Source organism: Flavobacterium cheongpyeongense (assembly GCF_003202435.1).
Lineage (GTDB): Bacteria > Bacteroidota > Bacteroidia > Flavobacteriales > Flavobacteriaceae > Flavobacterium > Flavobacterium cheongpyeongense.
In genome coordinates, this window is sequence record NZ_QJHK01000009.1 from 1 (window position 1) to 23,060 (window position 23,060).

The window sequence follows — 23,060 nt, forward strand, 5'->3', positions numbered from 1 at the left end:
GCTGTCCGAAAACAGACTTAGTCGAAAAATACTTATTTTTACCCATCGTTATTTGAATTTTGCAACTCTAAATTACGATTATTTTAGAAGCCATTAATTTGGCTTCTTTTTTTAGCGGACAACAATGATTAAAGATAACTTTTTTTATTTAATTATGAGTGATTGTGTACAATCCCATTACGAATAAATAAAATTAATTTTAATGAAAATTTTGTTTTTTTTTGCATTAGATCTTAAATAAAAAAAATCAATAATATAGCAATGTTCTGATTGTTTATGGTTTATAATTTATATCAAATGAATTATAATTTATCATAAATAAAATAAATTATCAGTAATATTGAAAAATAAATAGTACAGTTTTAATCTGATAATTCAGCATTGAATAACCTTGAAAAAAAATAATATTTTTTTTTACAAAATTTGAAATTATATCAAGCTAAAATAGTATATTAACCGCATTAAAAAATAAATTATCAAAAAATGAAAAACCAAAAGAATTATTTCTAATATAAACAACTATACTTCAACAACATAACCCCCTAACTATGACTAACAAGTATCCCAAAATTGAAAGTGAGCATGAATTTAACTTGCAGAAAAATCATTCTGAAACAGATTATGATGTAAACAAAAAAATGAATATTATCGCAATTAGCGCACTTATTCTTTTATTTAGTTTACTATTTGTAGTTTTGAGCTATGTGTTTTCTATACCAAAGCTCGTATAAAGGCTATTAAAGTATTTAGTATACCTCCTTACTGAAAATTATTGATTTTAACTTGGCTTCATTACTAATTTAAAATCAATAATTTAGGTAATCAGATGGATTGAGTTTTTTAATTTTTAAAAACTCCCAATAAAATGGAAACCAACCATAGAATTTGAAATCTGAGGTATCAATTGTTTCTGCATTCTAATTCTTTTAGAATGATAGTTAAAAACACTTCGATCATTCCTTACCCTTTGCTTGCGGCTACTGAGTACAATAGACCGACCAATTATTGTACCTAATAATCCTCCCACTAGTAAGTCAGAAACCCAATGATCATGACTTTGTATATCTGAAAGAAATACCGCAGTTACAAATGTATAAGGTATCCAATAGTTATTGTATTCCATTTGGAATACTTTGGCAACAGCGAAATAAGAGGTAGCGTGAAACGAAGGAAATGAAGTACCGGTACCTCCGTGTCCAAAATGAATATTATCGTAGTTTCCAAAATTCCATGGATTTTTTGTCCAGGGCTCTACGATAAGCTTATCATCATTTATTTTTCTTTGAGGCCTATTTCTTGATGTCATCGTTTTTAGAATTATTTGAGTTACAACATACGAATATGCTAAAGATTTAACAGCATTGGCAGCAACAACTTGTCCTTTTTCGCTATTAAAGATTAAGGAACCTGTATATAGTCCGATGATTGGATAAACAATATAGGAGTCGGTTCCAATTACATGAGGGATCGTGCTTTTAATTTCAGGTAAGCTATAATCAATATTAGGTTCTATTTTATCGTGCAGAAAACCCGTTGTTTGTTTGTCAACAGCTATTAAACCAATTATTCCTGCGGTATAAAGCGCTGTTCTTTTCCAGTCACTTGAAATAGTATGCCCCATTGCTGAAAAATCACCTGGAACACTGAAAAAGCTGTCTGCAAGTACAGAACCTGCTACTTTGAATCGATTTTCTTTTTTTACCTTAAGGCTGTCATTCTGGGAAAAGCAGGCAATCGAAAGTATGCTAAAAAAGATTATAATGTAAAATTTCATAGTAAAATAATTTTAAATTAAAACTTATTCAATGTATACTAATGGATAATTACCCGTGAAAAAATATCAGATAAAACACTAAAAATCAATATTTTAAATTAAATAATCAGGATCTATCTCAAATATAACAAAAAATATGTAAGAATTTTAATAGATTACAAATTCTTTTCACTACAAACTATTAAATATCAAATTTTTGCAAAAAAAAGAAAAGTTCCTGATTTAGGATTATTTGAAATAACTTGAGTGAAGCTTCATACCATATCATTCCTGCAAATGATTTTTTTACTCTTAAATAAATTTCATTTCTCATAAAACCAAATGCGTGAGGGATAGAGGCGGTATCCTTTTATGAAGCGGCGCGGAATAAAAGATATAGCCGAAAGCCCGACCCGGAGGGACACGCCCAAGAAAAGTTTCAGGTTTCAGGTTTAAAGTTTCAGGTTACTATACTTTGTGGTTACTTTGCGGAGATTGCTGCGCCAGTTCGCTATCGCTCGTGTCCTCCTTTGTCGGAATGACAATACTGGGCAAAAAAAATCCCATTCACCTTTCGGGAACGGGACTTTAGAATTGATATTCTCTTTTTTTTTATTTTTAAACTGTTGCTTCTACTGGCAACGGAATTTGATTTTTAAGCAAATCTTCGAATGTTTCGTGTTGACGAATCAGGATTCCCTGTCCGTTCATCCATAAAACCTCAGCTGGTTTGTATCTTGAATTGTAGTTGGATGACATTGAGAAACAGTATGCTCCTGCGTTTCTGAACGCTAAAATATCACCTTCGGTAATTTCCGGAATTCTGCGGTTGTTGGCAAATGTATCGGTCTCGCAAATGTATCCTACCACAGAATAAAAACGCTCTTTTCCTTTTGGATTTGAGATGTTTTCGATATGATGTTGTGAGCCATAAAACATTGGACGGATCAAATGGTTGAAACCACTGTCGATTCCTGCGAAAACTGTTGAAGTTGTTTGTTTTACCACGTTTACTTTTGCCAAGAAGAAACCGGCTTCGCTCACAAGGAATTTCCCTGGTTCGAAAATCAAAGTTAAATCTTTGCCATATTCTGAACAGAAAGCATTGAATCTTTTTGATAATTTTTTACCTAATTCTTCAATATCTGTTTCAATATCGTCTTTTTTGTAAGGTACTTTGAATCCACTTCCGAAATCTAAAAACTCCAGGTTTTTGAAATGTTTAGCCGTATCAAACAAAATTTCAGCAGCATACAGGAACACTTCGATATCTAAAATATCTGACCCTGTGTGCATGTGAATACCCACAATATTCATTTTTGTATTTTCTACAATTCGCAATAAATGTGGTAACTGATGAACAGAGATTCCGAATTTACTATCGATATGACCTACAGATATATTTGCATTTCCTCCTGCCATTACGTGCGGATTGATACGAATACATACCGGAATTTGTGGATATTTTGTACCGAATTGCTCCAAAATTGATAAGTTATCAATATTGATTTGTACCCCCATGGCGGCAACTTCTTCAATCTCTTCGAGGGAAACTCCATTAGGAGTAAAGAAAATTTTATCAGGATTATAGCCAGCATGAAGTCCTAATAAAACTTCCTGAATTGATACAGTATCTAAGCCAGACCCCATGTTCTTTAATAACTGAAGAATCGCAACGTTAGACAATGCCTTCATGGCATAATTAACTCTTAAGTTTTCTACCTTAGAGAAAGCTTTGGTTAATCTCCTGTACTGTGATTGGATTTTTTCGGCATCGTAAACATACAATGGACTTCCAAATTGGTCTGCTAACTGCAGTAAATCTTTTGCTTGCATTATTAATCTATTTTAAGCAAATGTATTACACTTTTCATACTCTACAAATAAATTGCAGAAAAATAACAAATTATAACAAATTGTTTGTTTTTTAAATGTTACATGTTTTTTATTTAAATACTAAACATTTTTAGATTTTTTTTTAGAAATTGGATCTTAAAAAACAAAACGGCTGTCAATATGAACAGCCGTTTATGATTTTATGTATATAATTATTATACTCCGGGTAAATCTCCTCCCTCTTTAGTAGGCAAATCTGATTTGCCCATTAAATAAATATCTACCTGACGAGCAGCTTCCCTGCCTTCAGAAATTGCCCAAACAATTAAAGATTGTCCTCTTCTCATGTCCCCGGCTGTAAATATATTCGGAACATTCGTTTGATAATTATTCGCTTTGTAATTGCTTCTAAAATCAATTTCCAGTCCTAGCTGGCTGCTTAATGTTTTTTCAGGACCTGTAAATCCAAGTGCCAATAAAGCTAAGTCGCAAGGCCATATTTTTTCAGAGCCTTCAACTTCAAGTAATTCAGGACGCTGTCCGGGAACCATTTTCCACTCTACTTTTACGGTTTTCAAAGCTATTAATTTACCTTTTTCGTCTTTGATAAATTCTTTCGTATTGATTAACCAGTCTCTTTCACAGCCTTCTTTGTGCGAAGTTGATGTTTTTAACTGCAATGGCCAGTAAGGCCATGGAGTTGATGCACTTCTGCCAACTGGTGGCTTAGGCATGATTTCAAAATTTGTTACCGATTTTGCACCGTGACGGTTTGATGTACCAACACAGTCAGATCCTGTATCCCCACCTCCAATTACAATGACATCTTTACCAGTTGCCAACACCTGATTCTCAATTTTCTCTCCAAAAACCACTTTGGTCTGTTGGGTTAAGAAATCCATAGCCTGAACTACACCATCTGCATCAGCTCCAGGAGTAGGTAAGCCTCTTCTTTCTGTAGCACCTCCACAAAGCACAATAGAATCAAATGCTTTTAAATCTTCAATTGAATAGTTTACTCCAACATTTGTATTTACTTTGAAGGTAATTCCCTCAGCTTCTAAAATAGCCAGACGCCTGTCGATAATTCCTTTTTCTAATTTAAAATTTGGAATTCCATAACGTAATAAACCTCCAATTGCATTATCTCTTTCAAAAACAGTCACCGTATGACCTGCCCTGTTTAATTGCTGTGCTGCTGCTAAACCTGCAGGACCTGATCCTACAACTGCAACTGTTTTACCAGTTCTTACTTTTGGTGGCTGTGGTTTAATCCAGCCTTCTTTAAAAGCACGCTCAACGATGTTTTTTTCTATATTTTCAATAGCGATTGGCTCTTCAATAAGTCCCAGTACACATGCTTTTTCGCATGGTGCCGGACATAAACGCCCTGTAAATTCAGGGAAATTATTGGTTGAATGCAAAATCCATGAGGCTTTTTGCCATTCTTCCTGGTAGACCATATGATTGAAATCCGGGATTAAATTCCCAAGAGGACAACCACTGTGACAAAAAGGAATACCACAATCCATGCAACGAGAACCCTGAGTAGTAATTTCAGCTTCACTCAAAGGAATCGTAAATTCATTATAATTCGTTACACGTTCTTTAACTTCTATATATGATTCGTCTTGTCTTTCGAATTCTTTAAAACCTGTTACTTTTCCCATTGTATTATGCTGTTAATTCTTCTACCATTTGTTCTTCTGTTTCCAGACGTTTTAACGCTTTTTTGTACTCCGTAGGCATTACTTTTACAAAATTGTTCAAGCTAGTTGCCCAATCGTTTAATAGTTGTGTTCCTCTACTGCTGTTTGTGTACGCAACGTGTCTTTCAATTAAATTTCTTAAGTCGTCAGCATCAGCACCCTCAACTACCTCAAATTCAATTGTTTCAGTATTACACAATCCGTTTTTAAACTTGTTTTCAGGATCATAGACATAAGCGATACCTCCACTCATACCTGCAGCAAAGTTACGTCCTGTACTACCCAGTACGACAACTTTTCCTCCGGTCATGTACTCACAACCGTGATCTCCAACACCTTCCACTACAGCAATCGCTCCAGAATTACGTACTGCAAATCGCTCTCCGGCTATACCGTTAATATAAGCTTCACCTTCGATTGCACCAAATAAACAAACGTTTCCAACAATGATATTATTCTCAGCTACAAAAGTTGCTTTTGCAGGCTTTTTGATGATTAATTTAGCTCCGGATAAGCCTTTTCCTAAATAATCATTCGTATTTCCTTCTACAGTAAATGTTAATCCATGAGCACTAAAAGCTCCCAAACTCTGACCTGCAGAACCAGTAAAATTAATATTTAAGGTGTCCTCAGGTAATCCAAGGTGACCGTATATTTTAGAAATTTCATTACTTACAATAGCACCAACAGAACGGTTTATGTTGTTGATTGGATATGCTAAAGTCATTTTTTCTTTTCTGTATAAAGCTCTGTGAGAATCTTTCAGAATTTGAAAATCCAATACACCTTCTAAACTATGATCCTGCTTTTCTGTATTACGGACCGGCATTGTTTTGTATGCATCAGGTCTGTGTAAAATTGAAGATAAATCCAGTCCTTTAGCTTTATAATGTTCAATAGCTTTGTTTGAATTGATTTTATCAGTCTGACCTACCATTTCAGCTAATGTTCTGAAACCTAGTTGCGCCATGATACCTCTTAATTCTTCTGCTACATAATAGAAGAAATTAATAACGTGCTCAGGAGTTCCTTTGAAATTTTTACGCAATTCTTTATCCTGAGTTGCAATTCCGACAGGACAAGTATTCAGGTGACATTTACGCATCATGATACAACCTGAAGCTACAAGAGGAGCAGTTGCAAAACCAAATTCCTCAGCTCCTAATAAAGCAGCGATAGCTACGTCACGACCTGTTTTTAACTGACCGTCACATTCTACGACAATTCTGCTTCTTAAGTTGTTTAAAACTAATGTTTGCTGTGCTTCTGCCAATCCAAGTTCCCAAGGAAGTCCAGCATGTTTCAATGATGTTAAAGGAGAAGCTCCTGTTCCTCCGTCATAACCCGCAATTAAAACCACATCTGCTTTTGCTTTTGCAACACCGGCAGCGATTGTTCCAACACCTACTTCTGAAACCAGTTTCACATTGATACGGGCTTCTCTGTTGGCATTTTTCAGGTCAAAAATTAACTGTGCCAAATCCTCAATAGAGTAAATATCGTGGTGAGGCGGTGGCGAAATCAATCCTACGAAAGGAGTTGAATTACGTGCTTCTGCAATCCATGGCAATACCTTTTCCCCTGGTAACTGACCACCTTCTCCGGGCTTAGCTCCCTGAGCCATTTTAATCTGGATTTCTTTTGCGCTTGACAAATAGTGAGAAGTAACTCCAAAACGTCCTGAAGCAACTTGTTTGATAGCCGAGTTACGACTGTCTCCGTTAATGTCCGGCTGAAAACGTTTTCTGTCCTCACCTCCTTCACCTGAATTGGATTTTCCTCCAATACGGTTCATCGCAATAGCTAAATTTTCGTGTGCTTCTCTTGAAATCGATCCGTAAGACATTGCTCCCGTTTTGAAACGTTTTACAATTTCTGTCCAGGGTTCAACTTCTTCTAATGGAATTGGATTTAAATTATCAAATTCAAATAATCCACGAATAGTCATCAAATTTTTAGCCTGATCGTTAATTGCATTTGAATACACATCATAGCTATCCTGATCGCTCAATCGAACAGCCTGTTGCAATTTGGCAATCGTAGTAGGATTAAACAAGTGTCGTTCTCCATTACGTCTCCATCTGTATTCCCCTCCAATATTCAAACCTAATCTGTTTGAAATTAGTTTATCAGGGTAAGCGTATTTATATCTTTCTGTAATTTCTTTTTCAATCTCATATAAACCAATACCTTCAATTCTTGAAGTGGTGTATGGGAAATATTTTTCAACGAATTTAGAATTAAATCCAACGATTTCAAAAATTTGAGAACCTCTGTATGAATGTAACGTTGAGATTCCGATTTTGTTCATAATTTTCAAAATTCCTGAACCAATCGCTTTATTGAAATTATCAACCGCTTTTTGTTCTGAAATTCCTGTGATAAATCCTTCCTGAACCTGAACACGAATGATTTCATTTACCATATAAGGATTGATCGCACTAGCTCCGTATCCGAATAATGTAGCAAAATGATGCGGTTCACGAGGCTCTGCAGACTCCATGATAATATCAAAATAAGAACGCTTACGTAAACGGTTCATCTGATGATTTACATACGAACAAGCCAATAATGCAGGAATTGGCGCAAATTCTTTATTAACTCCTCTATCAGAAAGGATGATAATATTAGTACCTCTTTCTACCGCTTTTGTAATTTGAACAATAATGGCGTCCAAAGCATTTTCTAAACCATTCATACCCTCTGATTTAGGATATAAAATCTTGAATGTTTCAGCTTTGAAATTATCAATAGAAATCGTCCTGATTTTTTCTAAATCCCCATTAGAAATAACCGGATTCTGAATTCTTAATTTACGGCATTGCTTGCTTGTAATATCAAAAATATTACGATCCTGACCTAAATTCAAAGCAATATCTGTAACAATTTCTTCACGGATACCATCCAAGGGAGGATTGGTTACCTGAGCGAATAATTGTTTGAAATAATTTGGAATTAATTGCGGTCTGTCAGACAATACAGCAAGAGGTGTATCAATACCCATTGATCCCAAGGCTTCTTTACCTGTTTGAGCCATTGGCGTAATCATATCCTGAATATCCTCTAATGTATAATTAAAAAGACGTTCTCTTGTTGGTAAATCGATCGTTTCAACCGGACAAACATCAGATGTTTCAGGAACATCCCTTAAATGTAATCTATATTGGTTCAGCCATTCCTGATAAGGTCTTTCAGAAACAATTTTGCTTTTAATTTCCTCATCATTAATAATACGTCCTTCATTCATATCAACCAGGAACATTTTCCCTGGCTCTAATCTACCGTGACTTTCTACATCCTCAGCATCAATATCTACAACTCCAATTTCAGAAGCCATAATCAATTTACCACTTTTAGTAACAGTATATCTTGAAGGTCTTAATCCGTTACGGTCTAATAAAGCCCCAACATAATCACCATCTGAAAATGGCACAGAAGCAGGACCATCCCATGGCTCCATAATACAAGCATTGTATTCGTAGAATGCTTTTCTTTCAGGAGACATCGTTTTATGTTTTTCCCAAGCTTCAGGAATCATCATCATCATTACCTCTGGCAATGATCTACCTGTGTGTGTTAGTAATTCTACAACCATATCCATAGAAGCAGAATCTGATTTTCCAGGTAAAATGATTGGGAATAACTTATCTATTTGTGGTCCGAAAACCTCACTTTTCATAATTTCTTCACGAACACGCATTCTACTCACGTTACCACGCAACGTATTGATCTCTCCATTCTGACACATATATCTGAAAGGCTGAGCCAATTCCCATGTTGGCATCGTATTGGTAGAGAAACGCTGGTGTACCAATGCCAGACGGGTTACCAAATCCGTTTGTTGTAAATCAGTATAATACGGACCAATATCTTCAGGCATGATAATACCTTTATATATTATGGTTGTAGTAGATAAACTTGGAACGTAAAAATATGAGCTTTGCGATATTTTTGACTGTCTGATACTATGCTCAGTAATCTTACGCGCCGCATACAATTTTGCTTTAAAAACAGCATCGTCGATAGCTTCGTTTTTTCCAATAAAGATTTGCTCAATAGCTGGTTCTGATGCTGCGGCAATTTCGCCAAGCTGAGAAGAATCAACCGGTACCTCTCTCCATCCTAAAACAGAAAGCCCCTGTGCTTTAACTTCTTTTTCAAAAACATCTTTACAAAAATCATATTGATTCTTAATTTTTGGTAAAAATACCATTCCAACAGCATACTCACGTGCAGCGGGCAATTCAAAATCACATATCCTCTTGAAATAATCATGAGGAATATCTATTAAAAGTCCAGCTCCATCTCCTGTTTTACCATCAGCACTCACTCCTCCTCTGTGTTCCAGCTTAACTAGAATCTCAAGAGCGTCATGAATAATTTGGTTTGTCTTTTCTCCTTTAAGATTGCAGATAAAACCAGCTCCGCAATTTTCATGCTCGAATTCTGGCAAATAAAGGCCTTGTTCTTTTAGTTTCATTCTTGATATTTTTTTTTTACAAAAATAAAGATTTCGTTAAATATAATATACCCAAATCACACTTTACCTTACACTTTTATAGGAATATTAGAAAAAGGGTTCTTAAATGATAATATTATTATATAAAGCATTGTGAATTGCCAAAATGACAATTCAATTTTAAATTATTTTAAGAAAAATCAACAATCTACAGCAAATATCCCTTGCTTTTCTGTTAATTCTAAAACGATATAGTGATTTAAAATTAATAATTAAGACATGTTTAGTTAACTTTTTTTTGACTTTAAAACACATTTATTTAACAAACTGAAATTGGTTTATTATTAATTAAAAAAGATTTTACTTTTAAGTTCAATTTTGCTACTTTTGTCGCACTTTTATTCTGAAATAAATTCAGAACCAGACAAATTCTATATTATGAACATACACGAATATCAAGGAAAAGAAATTTTAGCAAGCTACGGAGTACGTATTCAACGCGGAATTGTAGCTAATAATGCAGTTGAAGCTGTAGCTGCTGCAAAACAATTAACTGCCGAAACCGGAACAGGATGGCACGTAATTAAAGCACAAATTCACGCAGGTGGTCGCGGAAAAGGCGGTGGAGTTAAATTGGCTAAAAATTTACAACAAGTTGAAGAAATTGCAGGACAAATTATCGGAATGCAATTAATTACTCCTCAAACTTCTGCTGAGGGTAAAAAAGTAAACAAAGTGTTAGTTGCAGAAGATGTTTACTATCCTGGTGAAAGTGAAACGTCTGAATTTTATGTTTCTGTTTTATTGAATAGAGCTACAGGTCGTAATATGATTATGTATTCTACTGAAGGTGGAATGGATATCGAAGAAGTTGCTGAGCACACACCACACTTAATCTTTACTGAAGAAGTTGATCCTTCTGTTGGATTACAAGGATTTCAGGCAAGAAGAATTGCTTTTAACTTAGGGCTTTCCGGAAATGCTTTTAAAGAAATGGTGAAATTCATCGATGCACTTTACAATGCTTACATTGGTTCCGATGCTTCTATGTTTGAAATCAACCCGGTTTTAAAAACATCCGACAATAAAATTATGGCTGTTGACGCTAAAGTAAATATCGATGATAATGCTTTATACAGACAACCAAAATACGCTGAAATGCGTGATATCCGTGAGGAGAACCCAATCGAAGTAGAAGCCAAAGAAGTAGGTTTGAACTATGTTGACCTTGACGGTACTGTAGGATGTATGGTAAACGGAGCTGGTCTTGCAATGGCAACTATGGATTTAATTAAATATGCTGGTTTCGAACCTGCTAACTTCCTTGACGTTGGTGGTACTGCTGATGCTAAACGTGTTGAAACTGCTTTCCGTATTATCCTAAAAGATCCAAACGTAAAAGCAATTTTAATTAACATCTTTGGAGGAATCGTTCGTTGTGACCGTGTTGCTCAGGGAGTTGTTGATGCTTACAAAAACATGGGTGACGCTATCAATGTGCCGATCATTGTTCGTTTGCAAGGAACAAATGCTGAAATTGCAAAAGAATTAATTGACAACTCTGGTATGCCAATTTTATCTGCTGTTCAATTTCAGGAAGCTGCAGATCAGGTTAAAGCTGCTCTTTCTTAATCAAATAAGACATTAGTTATATATTAAAATCCATTCGCAAAACGAATGGATTTTTTTTTTGATTTAACCACAAAGTGCGCAAAGATTTTTAATTTATAAGACTCAATTCAATATAAACACAAATTTCGCAAAGCTTATGATCAAGCTTTGCGAAATTTGCGTTTAAACAACGTGTGCCGTTAATTATTTTTTATTCTTTCCGTTTTTGTAAACTACTTTTTCTACAACTTGTATTTTTGGCGTAGCTTTCGAATTGTTTTTCTTGAAAGTTTTTTTAGCAGCTCCGGGTTTTAAAGTTTTCTGATCACCTCTTGCTCTTTCTGAATCTTTTGGGCTCGCTTTAAATTCAGGTCTTTCTTTTGACGTTTCTTTCTTCGGAATTTCAGCTTTATGTTTCGCTAAAACATCATTCGGGTTTTTAGGATTTTCCTTTGTTCCTCTTAAATGAATTACCAATCCATTCAGAAAGTTTCTCAAAACCTGATCGCCACATTCCATATAATTAGGATGGTCTTCTGCCCTGAAAAAAGCCCCTAATTCTGATTTTGAAATTCTAAAATCTACTAATTCTAAAATTTCAACTATTTGATCATCACGGAGCATTAAAGCCACGCGAAGTTTTTTTAAGATATCGTTATTTGTCATTTTTTGTTTTGTTTCAGGTTTGAGGTTTCAAGTTTTTTTTTTCTTCCTCAGCATCGTTTATTTTGCAAAGGTACACTATTTTAAAAGGAAATCTTAGAACAAAATCACTCCCGTTCCGGCTCTGTCAGGATAATATGTTTTACCATTTTTTATTGTTACACCACTCGCAATATCTTTTGCCAGTAATAACGCTCCATCCATATCAACATAATCTAATTCGGGCAACAAATGGGCAATTGCAGAAATACCAACTGTAGATTCCGTCATGCAGCCTACCATGGTTTTTAATCCTAACTTTTTAGCTTCTGTGATCATTCTTCGTGCGGGTGTTATTCCACCGCATTTCATTAATTTTATATTAACTCCGTGAAAGTGATTACTGCATTTAACAATATCTCCTTCTTTAATACAACTTTCATCAGCCATAATGGGCAAAACAGAATTTTTAAACAACTCCCGCTGGCCTTCCCAATCATTTGCCTTTAAAGGCTGTTCTATGAATTCGACCCCCAAATCCTTCAAAATAACAGCATTTGACAATGTTTCCTCAACAGTCCAGGCACAATTGGCATCGACTCTAAAAATAGCATCACTGTGTTTTCGTAATTCAGTCACAATTGCCATATCTTCTGGTGTTCCAAGCTTTATTTTATAAATTGGCCATGGAAATCCAATCATTTTGGCAATCATATTTTCAATACGATCAATTCCAATAGTGTAATTAGTCAATGGATTATTAGAAATATTGTAGTTCCATAAACTATATAATTTTTCTCCTTTTTTACGTGCGTATAAATCATTATAAGCGTTATCCAATGCGCAAAGAGCAAAAGGATTATACTTAAAATAAGCGCTTATTTTATTCCAAAATTCTTCCGGGATTTCATCAGAAGCTGTTTCAATTACATCCCTGCATTGTTCAATATCACTTTGTATGTTTTCGATTCCAATGTTATAATATGCGTTTGAAGTTGCTTCTCCATATCCGGAAAACCCATCGTCATGCAATTCTACTATTAACGAAGGCTGAAAATCAATTGACTTTCTAGAAATTCTAAAAGTGTCCTTTAGTTTTAAATGGTATGTTCTTAAGATTAATTGCATAAAAAGATACTTTTCAGATTATTTTTTTTCAAATACCAGAAGATTTTAAAACTTCAGCCATTGCTTTTGCTTTTAATAAACATTCTTCGTATTCTTTTTCAGGAACAGACTGAGCGGTAATGGCACTTCCAACAGAGAATGAAACGTATTTATTTTCCTGATTGTACAAAATACTTCTGATCACTACATTAAAATCAAAATCGCCTTCTGGTGTAAAATACCCCACTGTCCCACTGTACAATCCCCGTTTGGTTTCTTCCTGATTTTCTATAATTTTCATGACCGAAATTTTTGGAGCCCCCGTCATACTTCCCATTGGAAAAGTTGTTCTTAAAACATCAATTGGTGAGTATTGAGCATCTAATTTTGAAGTTACTGTAGAAATCATTTGGTGTACCTGCAAGAAGGAATAAATTTTGCAGAGTTCTGCGACTTCAACCGATCCTTTTTGTGCTGTCTGCGATAAATCATTACGGACTAAATCAGTAATCATAATGTTTTCAGCTCGTTCTTTTGCATCGTTCTCCAGGTTATGTTTCGATTTTTCATCTTCAATGGTATCAAAAAATCGTTTGGAGGTTCCTTTTATCGGCTGAGAAATGATTTTATCTCCCACTTTTTTCAGGTAGCGCTCCGGTGAAGCACAAAGCAAAAAATGTTTGTTATTTTTAAAGAAAACTGAAAAGGGTGCTTTTGAAATCTGATTCAGTTTTTGAAACTTTTCCAAAGGATTTATTACGGCATTTTCGGCATAAAATTCCATGCAAAAATTGGCTTCATACATGTCACCTGCGTGAATGTGTTCCAGCATTTTTGTTACTTTTTCCAGATATAATTCTTTTGAAATTCGTTGTTTTACTTTGACTTTATCCAATGTGTCAAACGAATCGTTTTTACTATGAATAATTTCTTCAAAATCCTGCTCTACCTCATCATCGCAAAAAAACAAGTATTTGATTTCAAGCTGGTTTTCCTTTAAGATTAATATTTTTTTAGGCTGAAAGAAAAATAAATCCGGAAAATATAATCCATCAAAATTTGATGATTTTAAAGGCTCAATATCATTTTTTAAATCGTAAGACAAATACCCGAAAAGCCAGTCTTTTGTAGTTTGCTGGTATTGTTTTAAATCTTCAAAAGCATTATGAAGATCTGTTTTTAAAGATGTAAAAGCATCTACAGCTACTAAACAATCAAAACTGGAATATTCTTGCGGATAGGAATTGCTGTCCAAAAAAACAACTTCGCGAAATTGTTGTGACCAGCCTAAAAGCTGTTGTTTAAATTGCTCTGGATTTGAAATATACTTGTGAATGGAAACTCTCAAAAATGAATAGATTTTAGACTTCAAAATTACGACAAAAAAAATCCTTCAATAAAGTAATCTTAAAAAAATATTGGCACGCTTTTTAATACACGAGATTAACACCAATTATTAAACTCATTTTGCTATTTGATCAAAAAATTACTCTCACTGTTTTTAACGAAAATAATATTTACATCGTGTAAATAACATAATTATTAATCAACCTTTAAACCTTTTATGAAAACAATTCCAAAATTAAGTTTGACCATATTAGTAATCATCGCATTACTATTTTCCTGTAAAAAAGCAGATGCAACATCTTCTGCAGATGTAACAATAGAATCCTCGGCCACAGAAGATCGTGCAGACGCAGAATCTTCAAAATCTGAATATTCAGAAAGCGATGATCAACAACAAATTCAGGCCGGACAAATTACTGCCGGAGAATGGAATGATTTAAGCAATTGGAAATTTTGGGAATCCTTAAATAGAAATTCTGAATTTTCTGAAATGAGTGATTACTGGAAATATAATTTAAAAGACAGGGTTTCTGTGAATGTAAAATCGAATTTTGAGAATGTAGCTGATGTACCTGTTTTGCTGCTTAATTCTCAAAACAATATCATTTGGTCTTCCAGAACAAACAATAAAGGAAATGCAGAATTATGGCCCTCTTTAAGAAATGAGAAAGAGCCAGACAATCAAAATTTCAAAATCAAAATTGGCAGTCAGATTTTTAAAAACATTCTAACCTACAGCGATAAAAAAGTTAATCGTTTAGTTTTAAAAAATTATACCGAAGAAAATAAAGAAAAAAAGGTCGATATTGCTTTTATGGTTGACGCAACGGGTTCTATGGGAGATGAATTAGAATACCTGAAAGAAGAATTAACCGATGTAATATCAAAAGTACGTCATAAAAACCAAGACGTTACAATAAATATGGGGGCTGTTTTTTACAGAGATAAAGGAGAAGATTACATAACAAAAGTATCTGATTTTTCTACAGACATTGATGATACTGTCAATTTTATAAAAGAACAATCTGCTGAAGCAGGCGGAGACTTTCCTGAAGCTGTCGAAACTGCTTTAGATAAATCTATAAATGACTTAGAATGGTCTGAAAATGCTACTTCCAGAATTTTATTTCTTGTTCTTGATGCTCCTCCTCATTACGATGACCAGATTATCTCAGAAATTCACGATTTGATTGCAACAGCCAGTAAAAAGGGAATCAGAGTTATTCCGATAACGGCTAGTGGCATTGATAAAGAAACAGAATTTTTAATGCGTTATATGGCAATTGCCACTAATGGAACATATGTTTTTATAACCAATGACAGCGGAATTGGAAATGATCATCTGGTTGCATCTGTAGGAGATTATCAAGTAGAATATTTAAATAAATTAATGGAACGCTTAATCAATGAAAGTTTAAAATAAATATCCAAATAAAATAAGCAAAACCCAATCAAAGTGTTAATAAAATAGCGATTTCATAATTAAAAAATGATTATCTTTGATAGAGCTTTCAATTAATTCCAAAATAAAAATGCTTTTATTGAAAAATTATCAAGAAGATATTTTTTTTTTTAAAACTCTTTTAGGGAATTTAATTAGACGATTTCAAGCACATAATTTATATATTTTAACCTATTAAATTTAATATTATGAAAATTGCTACTATTGTTGTCCGGGTTTTGATTGGTCTTTTGTTACTCTCTGCTTCTATTATTTTCTTCTTTAAGCTTGCTCCGGAACCAGAAACGACCGGTAATTTTAAGGCTTTTAATATGGGACTGGTTGCCTCAACTTATTTATTGCCTTTAGCAAAAACAATAGAATTACTTTGTGGAATTGCATTTTTAACTGGACGTTACGTAACATTGGCTAATATTTTAATCTTACCAATTACTGTAAACATTTTGTTTATCAATTATTTCCTTGCCCCGGAAGGTTTGCCACTTGCCGCATTATTATTTTTGGCTAACTTATTCTTGATTTACAGATATTGGGATAACTACAGAAGCCTTTTTAAAGCATAATTTAATTTTCAGTCTAAAATATAAAAACCCGACACTTAAAAAATGTCGGGTTTGGTATATTTACGTAAATTAATTATACGTGCAATGCTCTGTTTTCAGTAGCTGCCAATGCCGCTTCTTTTACCGCTTCTGCAAAAGTTGGATGTGCATGGCTCATTCTTGAAATATCTTCAGCAGACGCTTTAAATTCCATTGCGGTTACCGCTTCAGCAATTAAATCTGCTGTGCGCGCCCCAATCATGTGAACACCTAAAACTTCGTCTGTTTTTTCGTCAGCAAGGATTTTTACGAATCCGTCTAAATCAGCACTTGCTCTTGCGCGTCCTAACGCTTTGAATGGGAAACTTCCAGATTTGTATTTAACTCCGGCCGCTTTTAATTGCTCTTCAGTTTGTCCAACTGCAGCAACTTCCGGCCAAGTGTAAACTACACCAGGAATTAAGTTGTAATCGATATGTGGCTTTTGACCCGCTAAGATTTCAGCAACCATAGTACCTTCTTCTTCCGCTTTGTGTGCTAGCATTGCTCCACGGACTACGTCACCAATTGCATAGATATTTGGAACGTTAGTTTGTAAATGATCGTTTACTTCTACCTGTCCTCTGTCTGAGATTTTAACTCCAGCTTTGTCAGCGTTTAATCCGTCTGTGTATGGACGACGACCAACAGAAACTAACGAATAATCTCCTTCAAGCGTGATGGTTTCTCCTTTTGCATTTTCAGCCTGAACTATAACAGCATCGCCATTTCTTTCGACCGATTTTACTTTGTGGGAAACATAGAATTTCATTCCCTGTTTTTTCAACACTTTCGTTAATTCTTTAGACAATGAACCGTCCATTCCGGGAATAATTCTGTCCATGAATTCTACCACAGAAACCTGAGCGCCAAGACGCAAGTACACTTGTCCAAGTTCGATTCCGATAACTCCTCCTCCGATAATTACTAAATGTTTTGGAACTTCTTTTAAGGCTAAAGCTTCCGTAGAAGTGATGATTCTTTCTTTATCAATTTTGATGAAAGGTAAAGAAGATGGTTTTGAACCTGTTGCGATTACCGTATATTTTGCTTCGATAGTTTCAGATGTTCCGTCAGCTTTTGCAACTGCAATATGTGTTGCGTCCACAAACGATCCTAAACCATTAAAAACAGTGATTTTATTTTTATCCATTAGGTAGTTGATTCCGCCTACGGTTTGATCTACAACGGCTTGCTTACGGGCAATCATTTTCTCTAAATTGATTTTTACATCTCCGGAAACTTCGATTCCATGATCTGCAAAATGAGCAATTTCTGCATAATGATGAGAAGATGACAACAATGCTTTTGAAGGGATACAACCTACGTTAAGGCACGTTCCGCCCAATGAATTATATTTTTCTACAATTGCAGTTTTGAAACCTAATTGGGCACAACGAATTGCTGATACGTATCCGCCGGGACCTGAACCTATAATGACTACGTCAAATGAACTCATAGTTTTTTTATTTTTTATTTTAGTGTTACAAAATTAAGGAATAAAGTTTTGTTTAAAGTTTAAACTTTAAGGTTTTTTGTTATGATTTCCTTAATTAATAAAAAGAAAGTGATTCTTTTTTGGTTTTTGAATAAGGATTAACCAATGTCAACTCGCGATAAATTGGAGGTTTTTTATTTCGAATGTTTTGGGATTTGCACTTAAGCCTTTTAAGTAAGATTTCAGATAAATTAGAAATTGCTTCCCTAAACCTTTACTTCTGTTTTCGTAAAATTCAATAGACTCATCGATTTCCTTTTGTACTAATGGTAAAATAGTAATATTAAAAGCCATACTTAGCATTCAGACGTTTTTCGACTTCTTCCCAAGAACTTGACTGATTTTCTCCAGAAATGTATTTTTTCTCTTCCTTCAGCAACCAAATCATAATGTGAATCAGAAACTATTGCTTTTTTTCATCGTGATTTATGGCATCAAAACACTTTCTAAAATTTCTAATTTGGAATCCTCTTCGATGAATTTCCAAAATCGATTATTAGTTTACGTCTTAATTCTTTCGTTTCCATTGTAGTGGCATTTTAAATAAAATTTAATGCTTTTAGTAATTAAAAAATGTGTTGATTACTTAATTTTTACTTCACAGTTGTAAAGTACTTTCGTAAGTTATGTCATTTCGACGAAGGAGAAATCTTCGCGAGAAACTCTACAACGATTGAGAAATTCTATGCGGAGCTATTTGTGGAGATTTCTCCTTCGTCGAAATGACAAAAAATACGCTAACCATCGTGATATTATAAACTTAGAATCTCAGCGCCTCAAAATCTTAGAATCTTAGAAAATCACCGTCGAATTCTTCACCTCACTAATCATAAAAGTACTTTGTGTACTCCCAATATGTTGTAAAGTTGTGAGTTTGGTTACCAGGAATTCCCGATATGCTTCCATGTCTTTGACCAGGACTTTTAAAATGTAATCGTAATCTCCGCTTACGTGATGGCATTCTAAAACTTCATTCAGTTTAATGACTTCGCTTTCGAATTTAGTCAGGAATTCTTTCGTGTGCTGAATGAGTTTTAAATGACAGAACACTACAAAGCCTTTTTCAATTTTTGATTTATCTACTAAGGCTACGTAGTTTTTGATGATGCCTTCGCGCTCTAACTTTTTAATCCTTTCGTAAACTGCAGTTACTGAAAGATTGAGTTTTAAGGATAATTCTTTGGTTGTTTTTTTACTGTCTGTTTGCAGTAAAACCAGGAGTTTTTTATCTATTGCGTCTAAAGTCATTTTTATACTTGGTTTTATAAAATGAATAAAAATCTATTTTAGATTCATTAATTCATCAAAATTAAATAATTAATCTACAAATGATAGTATTTATAGTTTTAAAATCTAATTACAGATACAATAATTGACTATTTTTCTAATAAATATTTATTTTGAATAGAATTTCTTTTGAAAACGAGAGTTCTAGCCCTGATAGAAGCAACATCCTTTTGTGGCGGGGTTCGCCACAAAAGATATAGCGGATAGCAGGAAATAGCTCCTAACAATAACAATGTCAATTGCAAAAATCAATTGCAATCGCTAAGTCAAAAAACAAATAATACTAACCAGAGGATAAGATTAGCTTAGGCTTCGTTCCTCGCAATGACAAAAAATGAAAGACTTTAACCCGGCAGATAACATTCAGGATTTGCAATACTTTGGGGAATTTGGAGGTGTGAATCCCTCGATTTCTGACTCTTCGACTTATACTTTTTTATCGGCTAAAACCATGTTTGATACTTTTGAAGGTAATATGGAAGGCTGCTATTTGTATTCACGCCATTCGTCACCGAGTAACTTGTATTTAGATCAGGCTTTGGCAGCGATGGAAGGAACGGAAACGGCTAATGTTTCGGCATCAGGAATGGGTGCGATTACGCCAACGCTATTACAGCTTTGCAGCGCAGGAGACCACATTGTTTCCAGCAGAACGATTTATGGCGGAACATATACTTTTTTGAAGAATTTTACGCCTCGTTTTGGTATTAAAACAAGTTTTGTTGACATTACGAAACTGGATGTTGTAGAAGCTGCAATTACCTCAAAAACAAAAGTTATTTACTGCGAAACAGTGAGTAATCCTTTATTGGAAGTGGCTGATATTGCAGGTTTAGCACAGATTGCTAAAAAGCACAATCTGAAATTGGTGGTTGACAATACGTTTTCGCCTTTATCAGTTTCTCCGGCAAAATTAGGTGCTGATATCGTAATTCACAGTTTAACGAAATACATTAACGGAAACAGTGATACGGTTGGTGGTGTGACTTGTGCATCGAAAGAATTTATCAATTCGCTGAAAAATGTAAATTCAGGAGCAAGTATGCTTTTGGGACCAACGATGGACAGTCTGCGTTCTGCGAGTGTGATGAAAAATCTTCGCACGCTTCATATACGAATCAAACAGCACAGTTATAACGCTGCTTATCTGGCTGAAAAATTCGAAAACGATGGTTTAAAAACGGTTTATCCGGGATTAAAAAGTCACCCGAGTCATGAGTTGTACAAAACGATGATTAATCAGGAATATGGTTTTGGTGGAATGATGACAATTGACGTAGGAACTTTGGGGAAAGCCAATGAATTAATGGAACTGATGCAAGCGAGAAACTTAGGTTATTTGGCGGTAAGTTTAGGGTTTTATAAAACGTTATTTAGTGCTCCTGGTACCTCAACTTCCAGTGAAATTCCGTTAGAGGAACAAGCTGAAATGGGGTTGACTGATGGTTTGATTCGTTTTTCTATTGGATTGGATAATGATATTCAGCGTACTTATGAGATGATGAAGGCTTGTATGATTGAGCTTGGGATTTTGTGATTATTTAGCAGCGATTTACGGAGTTTTTCTCTCGCAGATTAGGCCCATTATAATAACGTAAATAAAAACTACTTAGTCTGCAAAATCATTGGGAACTAAAATAAACAGGCCGTTCTGAAATATCAATTCAGAACGGCTTTCCATTTATAATTCATAACTCTTAACTTACAACTTTCCTACAAAGTTCAGTTTACTATTTTTTCGGCTATAGCCAAAGTAAATCAAGAGCCCGATTATCAACCAGATGGTGAAATAAATCCAGTTCCACACGCTTAATTCGGCCATCATATACAAACAGCAGATTAATCCTAAAAGCGGAATTAAAGACAGGTTTTTTCTGAAAGCCCAAACCGCTAATCCTACCAAAACGAACAGAAAAATCCACATCGGTATTTTGTGTTTGAACAAACTGAAACCTGATTCGTATTTTAGAGTATCATTGATTGGAAGGCCTTTTAGAACTTCAGCATATTTAGCCTCGTCGTCCTGATATTGTCCCAATAAATGTTCTAAATCTGAGGTTTGCGAGGCTTTATTAGTAACATCTATTGCTTTCAAATAATCAAAAACTTTAACCGATTCCTCTTTATTCAATGCAGTTACAATCGAAGTTGCATCGTAAATCTGTGCCTCATTATTGATAAAATCCATTGTAGCCTTACTATTGAAAGCGAGAGCATAATACAATCCCGCAATCATTAATACAGGCAGAATATATTTAGAATTAATATAAGGTGTTCTGAATTTTCCTCTTGGAATCTCAGGTTTGTTCTGCAATACCAAAACACCGGCACAAACCAGTACAAAAGCAAACAAAGTACCGATACTGCACAAATCGGTTACCATCGTTAAGTTTAAGAATAAAGCCGGAACTGCAACCACAAAACCAGTAACAATAGTGGCAAATGATGGTGTTTTAAATTTTGGATGAACGGTAGAAAATTTCTTTGGCAATAAACCATCACGGCTCATACTCATCCAGATGCGGGGCTGTCCCATCTGGAAAACCAGTAAAACACTTGCCATGGCCACAACTGCGCTCACCGCAATAATGCCAGACATCCATTTTAAGTTTAATTTATCGAAAACAAAAGCCAGCGGATCTCCAACATTCAATTCGTTATAGCGTACCATTCCGGTTAAGACCAACGCTATGGCAATGTATAAAAGTGTACAGATAATAATTGCCCACATCATGCCACGTGGTAAGTCACGCTGTGGGTTTTTGCATTCCTCTGCTGTTGTTGAAATTGCGTCAAAACCTATATAAGCAAAGAAAACGGCTGAAACTCCTTTTAGAACCCCGCTTACTCCATTTGGTGCAAATGGATCCCAATTGGCAGTATCAACATAAAAAACTCCTACAGCAATTACCAAAAGAACAATACAAAGTTTTACAACGACCATAACATTGCTTGCATTACGTGATTCTTTCATTCCGCGGTAAACCAAAGCCGTAATTAAAACAATAATAAATAAAGCCGGCAGATCTGCAACAAAATGAAAAGAACCAATTTGAGGTGCCGTTTTCCATGCTCTGTAAGCGGTTTGTAATCCTGAATCTAAATTTTCAAAAGATTTTCCGCCCTGCATTAAAGCCATGGCGTCTTTATAACCGTTTGAAGCGGTTAAGTAGTCCATCTGAATCCATTGAGGTAAATGAATTCCGCCACTTTGGAGCAAGCCCGTAAAATAATCACTCCACGATATGGCGACCGTAATATTTCCTACGGCGTATTCCATAATTAAGGCCCAGCCAATTATCCAGGCGATAATTTCACCAAAAGCAACGTATGAATAGGTATAAGCACTACCGGAAACCGGAACCATCGAAGCAAATTCGGCGTAGGCAAATGCAGCAAAACTACAAGCAAGAGCTGTAAACAAAAAAAGAAAGATAACGGCCGGTCCTCCATCAGCACTTGCCTTTCCGATCGTACTGAAAATCCCAGCTCCAACAATGGCTGCGATTCCAAATGCTGTTAAATCTCTGGTAGTTAAATGCTTTCCTAATGCATTATGACCCTCTGCTTCGTTCTTTGCAACCTGCTTCAGAATATCCTGTACTGTTTTCTTGCGGAATAAACCTGATAACGCCATATGTGGTTCTGGTTTTTAAATTAATATATTTCAGACTTTACGCTTTTATTTTGCAAATAATGCAAAAATTATCCTGAAATCAAATATATAAAACGATTTTGTTTATCTGTAATTTTTTTCGCCACTAAATA

The 23,060-nt window shown here is 34.8% G+C and carries 14 protein-coding genes; 4 read left to right on the forward strand and 10 right to left on the reverse strand.

Annotated elements, in window-relative coordinates; all coding sequences use genetic code 11:
• Positions 1 to 847: 847 nt before the first annotated feature.
• From DMB65_RS11405 to gltB, 4 genes are all read right to left on the reverse strand, one after another.
• Entirely contained in the window at positions 848 to 1,774 is a 927-nt protein-coding gene (locus tag DMB65_RS11405) for a phosphatase PAP2 family protein (RefSeq protein WP_110306780.1), read from the reverse strand.
• Positions 1,775 to 2,371: 597 nt separating this feature from the next.
• The gene (lysA, locus tag DMB65_RS11410) at positions 2,372 to 3,589 is read right to left on the reverse strand and encodes a diaminopimelate decarboxylase (RefSeq protein ID WP_110306781.1); all 1,218 of its coding nucleotides are present in this window, start codon (positions 3,587 to 3,589) and stop codon (positions 2,372 to 2,374) included.
• Between the two features lie 215 nt (positions 3,590 to 3,804).
• Positions 3,805 to 5,259, reverse strand: coding sequence for a glutamate synthase subunit beta (locus DMB65_RS11415; protein ID WP_110306782.1), 1,455 nt, complete (start codon positions 5,257 to 5,259; stop codon positions 3,805 to 3,807).
• A 4-nt stretch (positions 5,260 to 5,263) separates the two neighbouring features.
• On the reverse strand, positions 5,264 to 9,778 hold the full coding sequence (gene gltB / locus DMB65_RS11420) for a glutamate synthase large subunit (RefSeq protein WP_110306783.1): 4,515 nt from the start codon (positions 9,776 to 9,778) through the stop codon (positions 5,264 to 5,266).
• 417 nt (positions 9,779 to 10,195) lie between these two features.
• Between gltB and sucC the strand changes: the two genes are divergently transcribed.
• On the forward strand, positions 10,196 to 11,389 hold the full coding sequence (sucC, locus tag DMB65_RS11425) for an ADP-forming succinate--CoA ligase subunit beta (protein WP_031453708.1): 1,194 nt from the start codon (positions 10,196 to 10,198) through the stop codon (positions 11,387 to 11,389).
• A 183-nt stretch (positions 11,390 to 11,572) separates the two neighbouring features.
• Here sucC and DMB65_RS11430 read toward each other — a convergent pair whose 3' ends face one another.
• The 3 genes from DMB65_RS11430 to DMB65_RS11440 all read right to left on the reverse strand — a co-directional run bounded on the left by DMB65_RS11430 (position 11,573) and on the right by DMB65_RS11440 (position 14,465).
• On the reverse strand, positions 11,573 to 12,034 hold the full coding sequence (locus DMB65_RS11430) for a DUF1456 family protein (protein WP_110306784.1): 462 nt from the start codon (positions 12,032 to 12,034) through the stop codon (positions 11,573 to 11,575).
• 93 nt (positions 12,035 to 12,127) lie between these two features.
• Positions 12,128 to 13,138, reverse strand: a complete 1,011-nt coding sequence (locus tag DMB65_RS11435) for a dipeptide epimerase (RefSeq protein WP_110306785.1) — start codon at positions 13,136 to 13,138, stop codon at positions 12,128 to 12,130.
• Between the two features lie 28 nt (positions 13,139 to 13,166).
• Entirely contained in the window at positions 13,167 to 14,465 is a 1,299-nt protein-coding gene (locus DMB65_RS11440; RefSeq protein ID WP_110306786.1) for an anthranilate synthase component I family protein, read from the reverse strand.
• Between the two features lie 216 nt (positions 14,466 to 14,681).
• Between DMB65_RS11440 and DMB65_RS11445 the strand changes: the two genes are divergently transcribed.
• On the forward strand, positions 14,682 to 15,887 hold the full coding sequence (locus DMB65_RS11445) for a vWA domain-containing protein (RefSeq protein WP_110306787.1): 1,206 nt from the start codon (positions 14,682 to 14,684) through the stop codon (positions 15,885 to 15,887).
• Between the two features lie 227 nt (positions 15,888 to 16,114).
• Complete coding sequence (locus DMB65_RS11450) at positions 16,115 to 16,489, forward strand: DoxX family membrane protein (protein ID WP_110306788.1); 375 nt, start codon at positions 16,115 to 16,117, stop codon at positions 16,487 to 16,489.
• Between the two features lie 73 nt (positions 16,490 to 16,562).
• Here the strand turns inward: DMB65_RS11450 and lpdA are convergent, their stop codons facing one another.
• Complete coding sequence (gene lpdA / locus DMB65_RS11455; RefSeq protein WP_110306789.1) at positions 16,563 to 17,966, reverse strand: dihydrolipoyl dehydrogenase; 1,404 nt, start codon at positions 17,964 to 17,966, stop codon at positions 16,563 to 16,565.
• An 831-nt stretch (positions 17,967 to 18,797) separates the two neighbouring features.
• On the reverse strand, positions 18,798 to 19,253 hold the full coding sequence (locus DMB65_RS11465) for an Lrp/AsnC family transcriptional regulator (protein WP_110306791.1): 456 nt from the start codon (positions 19,251 to 19,253) through the stop codon (positions 18,798 to 18,800).
• A gap of 373 nt (positions 19,254 to 19,626) precedes the next feature.
• On the opposite strand from DMB65_RS11465, the gene DMB65_RS11470 reads away from it, so the two are divergent.
• Positions 19,627 to 20,829 carry an aminotransferase class I/II-fold pyridoxal phosphate-dependent enzyme gene (locus tag DMB65_RS11470; RefSeq protein WP_110306792.1) on the forward strand — a complete coding sequence of 401 codons (1,203 nt, stop codon included), beginning with the start codon at positions 19,627 to 19,629 and terminating at the stop codon, positions 20,827 to 20,829.
• Positions 20,830 to 20,994: 165 nt separating this feature from the next.
• Here the strand turns inward: DMB65_RS11470 and DMB65_RS11475 are convergent, their stop codons facing one another.
• Positions 20,995 to 22,929, reverse strand: a complete 1,935-nt coding sequence (locus tag DMB65_RS11475; protein ID WP_110306793.1) for an amino acid permease — start codon at positions 22,927 to 22,929, stop codon at positions 20,995 to 20,997.
• Between the last annotated feature and the right edge of the window lie 131 nt (positions 22,930 to 23,060).

What these genes read in the sequence shown, in the direction of transcription:
- DMB65_RS11475 (WP_110306793.1), bottom strand. Translation starts at nt 22,929, where the DNA reads ATGGCGTTATCAGGTTTATTCCGCAAGAAAACAGTACAGGATATTCTG.
- DMB65_RS11430 (WP_110306784.1), bottom strand. Translation starts at nt 12,034, where the DNA reads ATGACAAATAACGATATCTTAAAAAAACTTCGCGTGGCTTTAATGCTC.
- DMB65_RS11435 (WP_110306785.1), bottom strand. Translation starts at nt 13,138, where the DNA reads ATGCAATTAATCTTAAGAACATACCATTTAAAACTAAAGGACACTTTT.
- gltB (WP_110306783.1), bottom strand. Translation starts at nt 9,778, where the DNA reads ATGAAACTAAAAGAACAAGGCCTTTATTTGCCAGAATTCGAGCATGAA.
- lysA (WP_110306781.1), bottom strand. Translation starts at nt 3,589, where the DNA reads ATGCAAGCAAAAGATTTACTGCAGTTAGCAGACCAATTTGGAAGTCCA.
- DMB65_RS11450 (WP_110306788.1), top strand. Translation starts at nt 16,115, where the DNA reads ATGAAAATTGCTACTATTGTTGTCCGGGTTTTGATTGGTCTTTTGTTA.
- DMB65_RS11465 (WP_110306791.1), bottom strand. Translation starts at nt 19,253, where the DNA reads ATGACTTTAGACGCAATAGATAAAAAACTCCTGGTTTTACTGCAAACA.
- DMB65_RS11415 (WP_110306782.1), bottom strand. Translation starts at nt 5,259, where the DNA reads ATGGGAAAAGTAACAGGTTTTAAAGAATTCGAAAGACAAGACGAATCA.
- lpdA (WP_110306789.1), bottom strand. Translation starts at nt 17,966, where the DNA reads ATGAGTTCATTTGACGTAGTCATTATAGGTTCAGGTCCCGGCGGATAC.
- DMB65_RS11445 (WP_110306787.1), top strand. Translation starts at nt 14,682, where the DNA reads ATGAAAACAATTCCAAAATTAAGTTTGACCATATTAGTAATCATCGCA.
- sucC (WP_031453708.1), top strand. Translation starts at nt 10,196, where the DNA reads ATGAACATACACGAATATCAAGGAAAAGAAATTTTAGCAAGCTACGGA.
- DMB65_RS11405 (WP_110306780.1), bottom strand. Translation starts at nt 1,774, where the DNA reads ATGAAATTTTACATTATAATCTTTTTTAGCATACTTTCGATTGCCTGC.
- DMB65_RS11470 (WP_110306792.1), top strand. Translation starts at nt 19,627, where the DNA reads ATGAAAGACTTTAACCCGGCAGATAACATTCAGGATTTGCAATACTTT.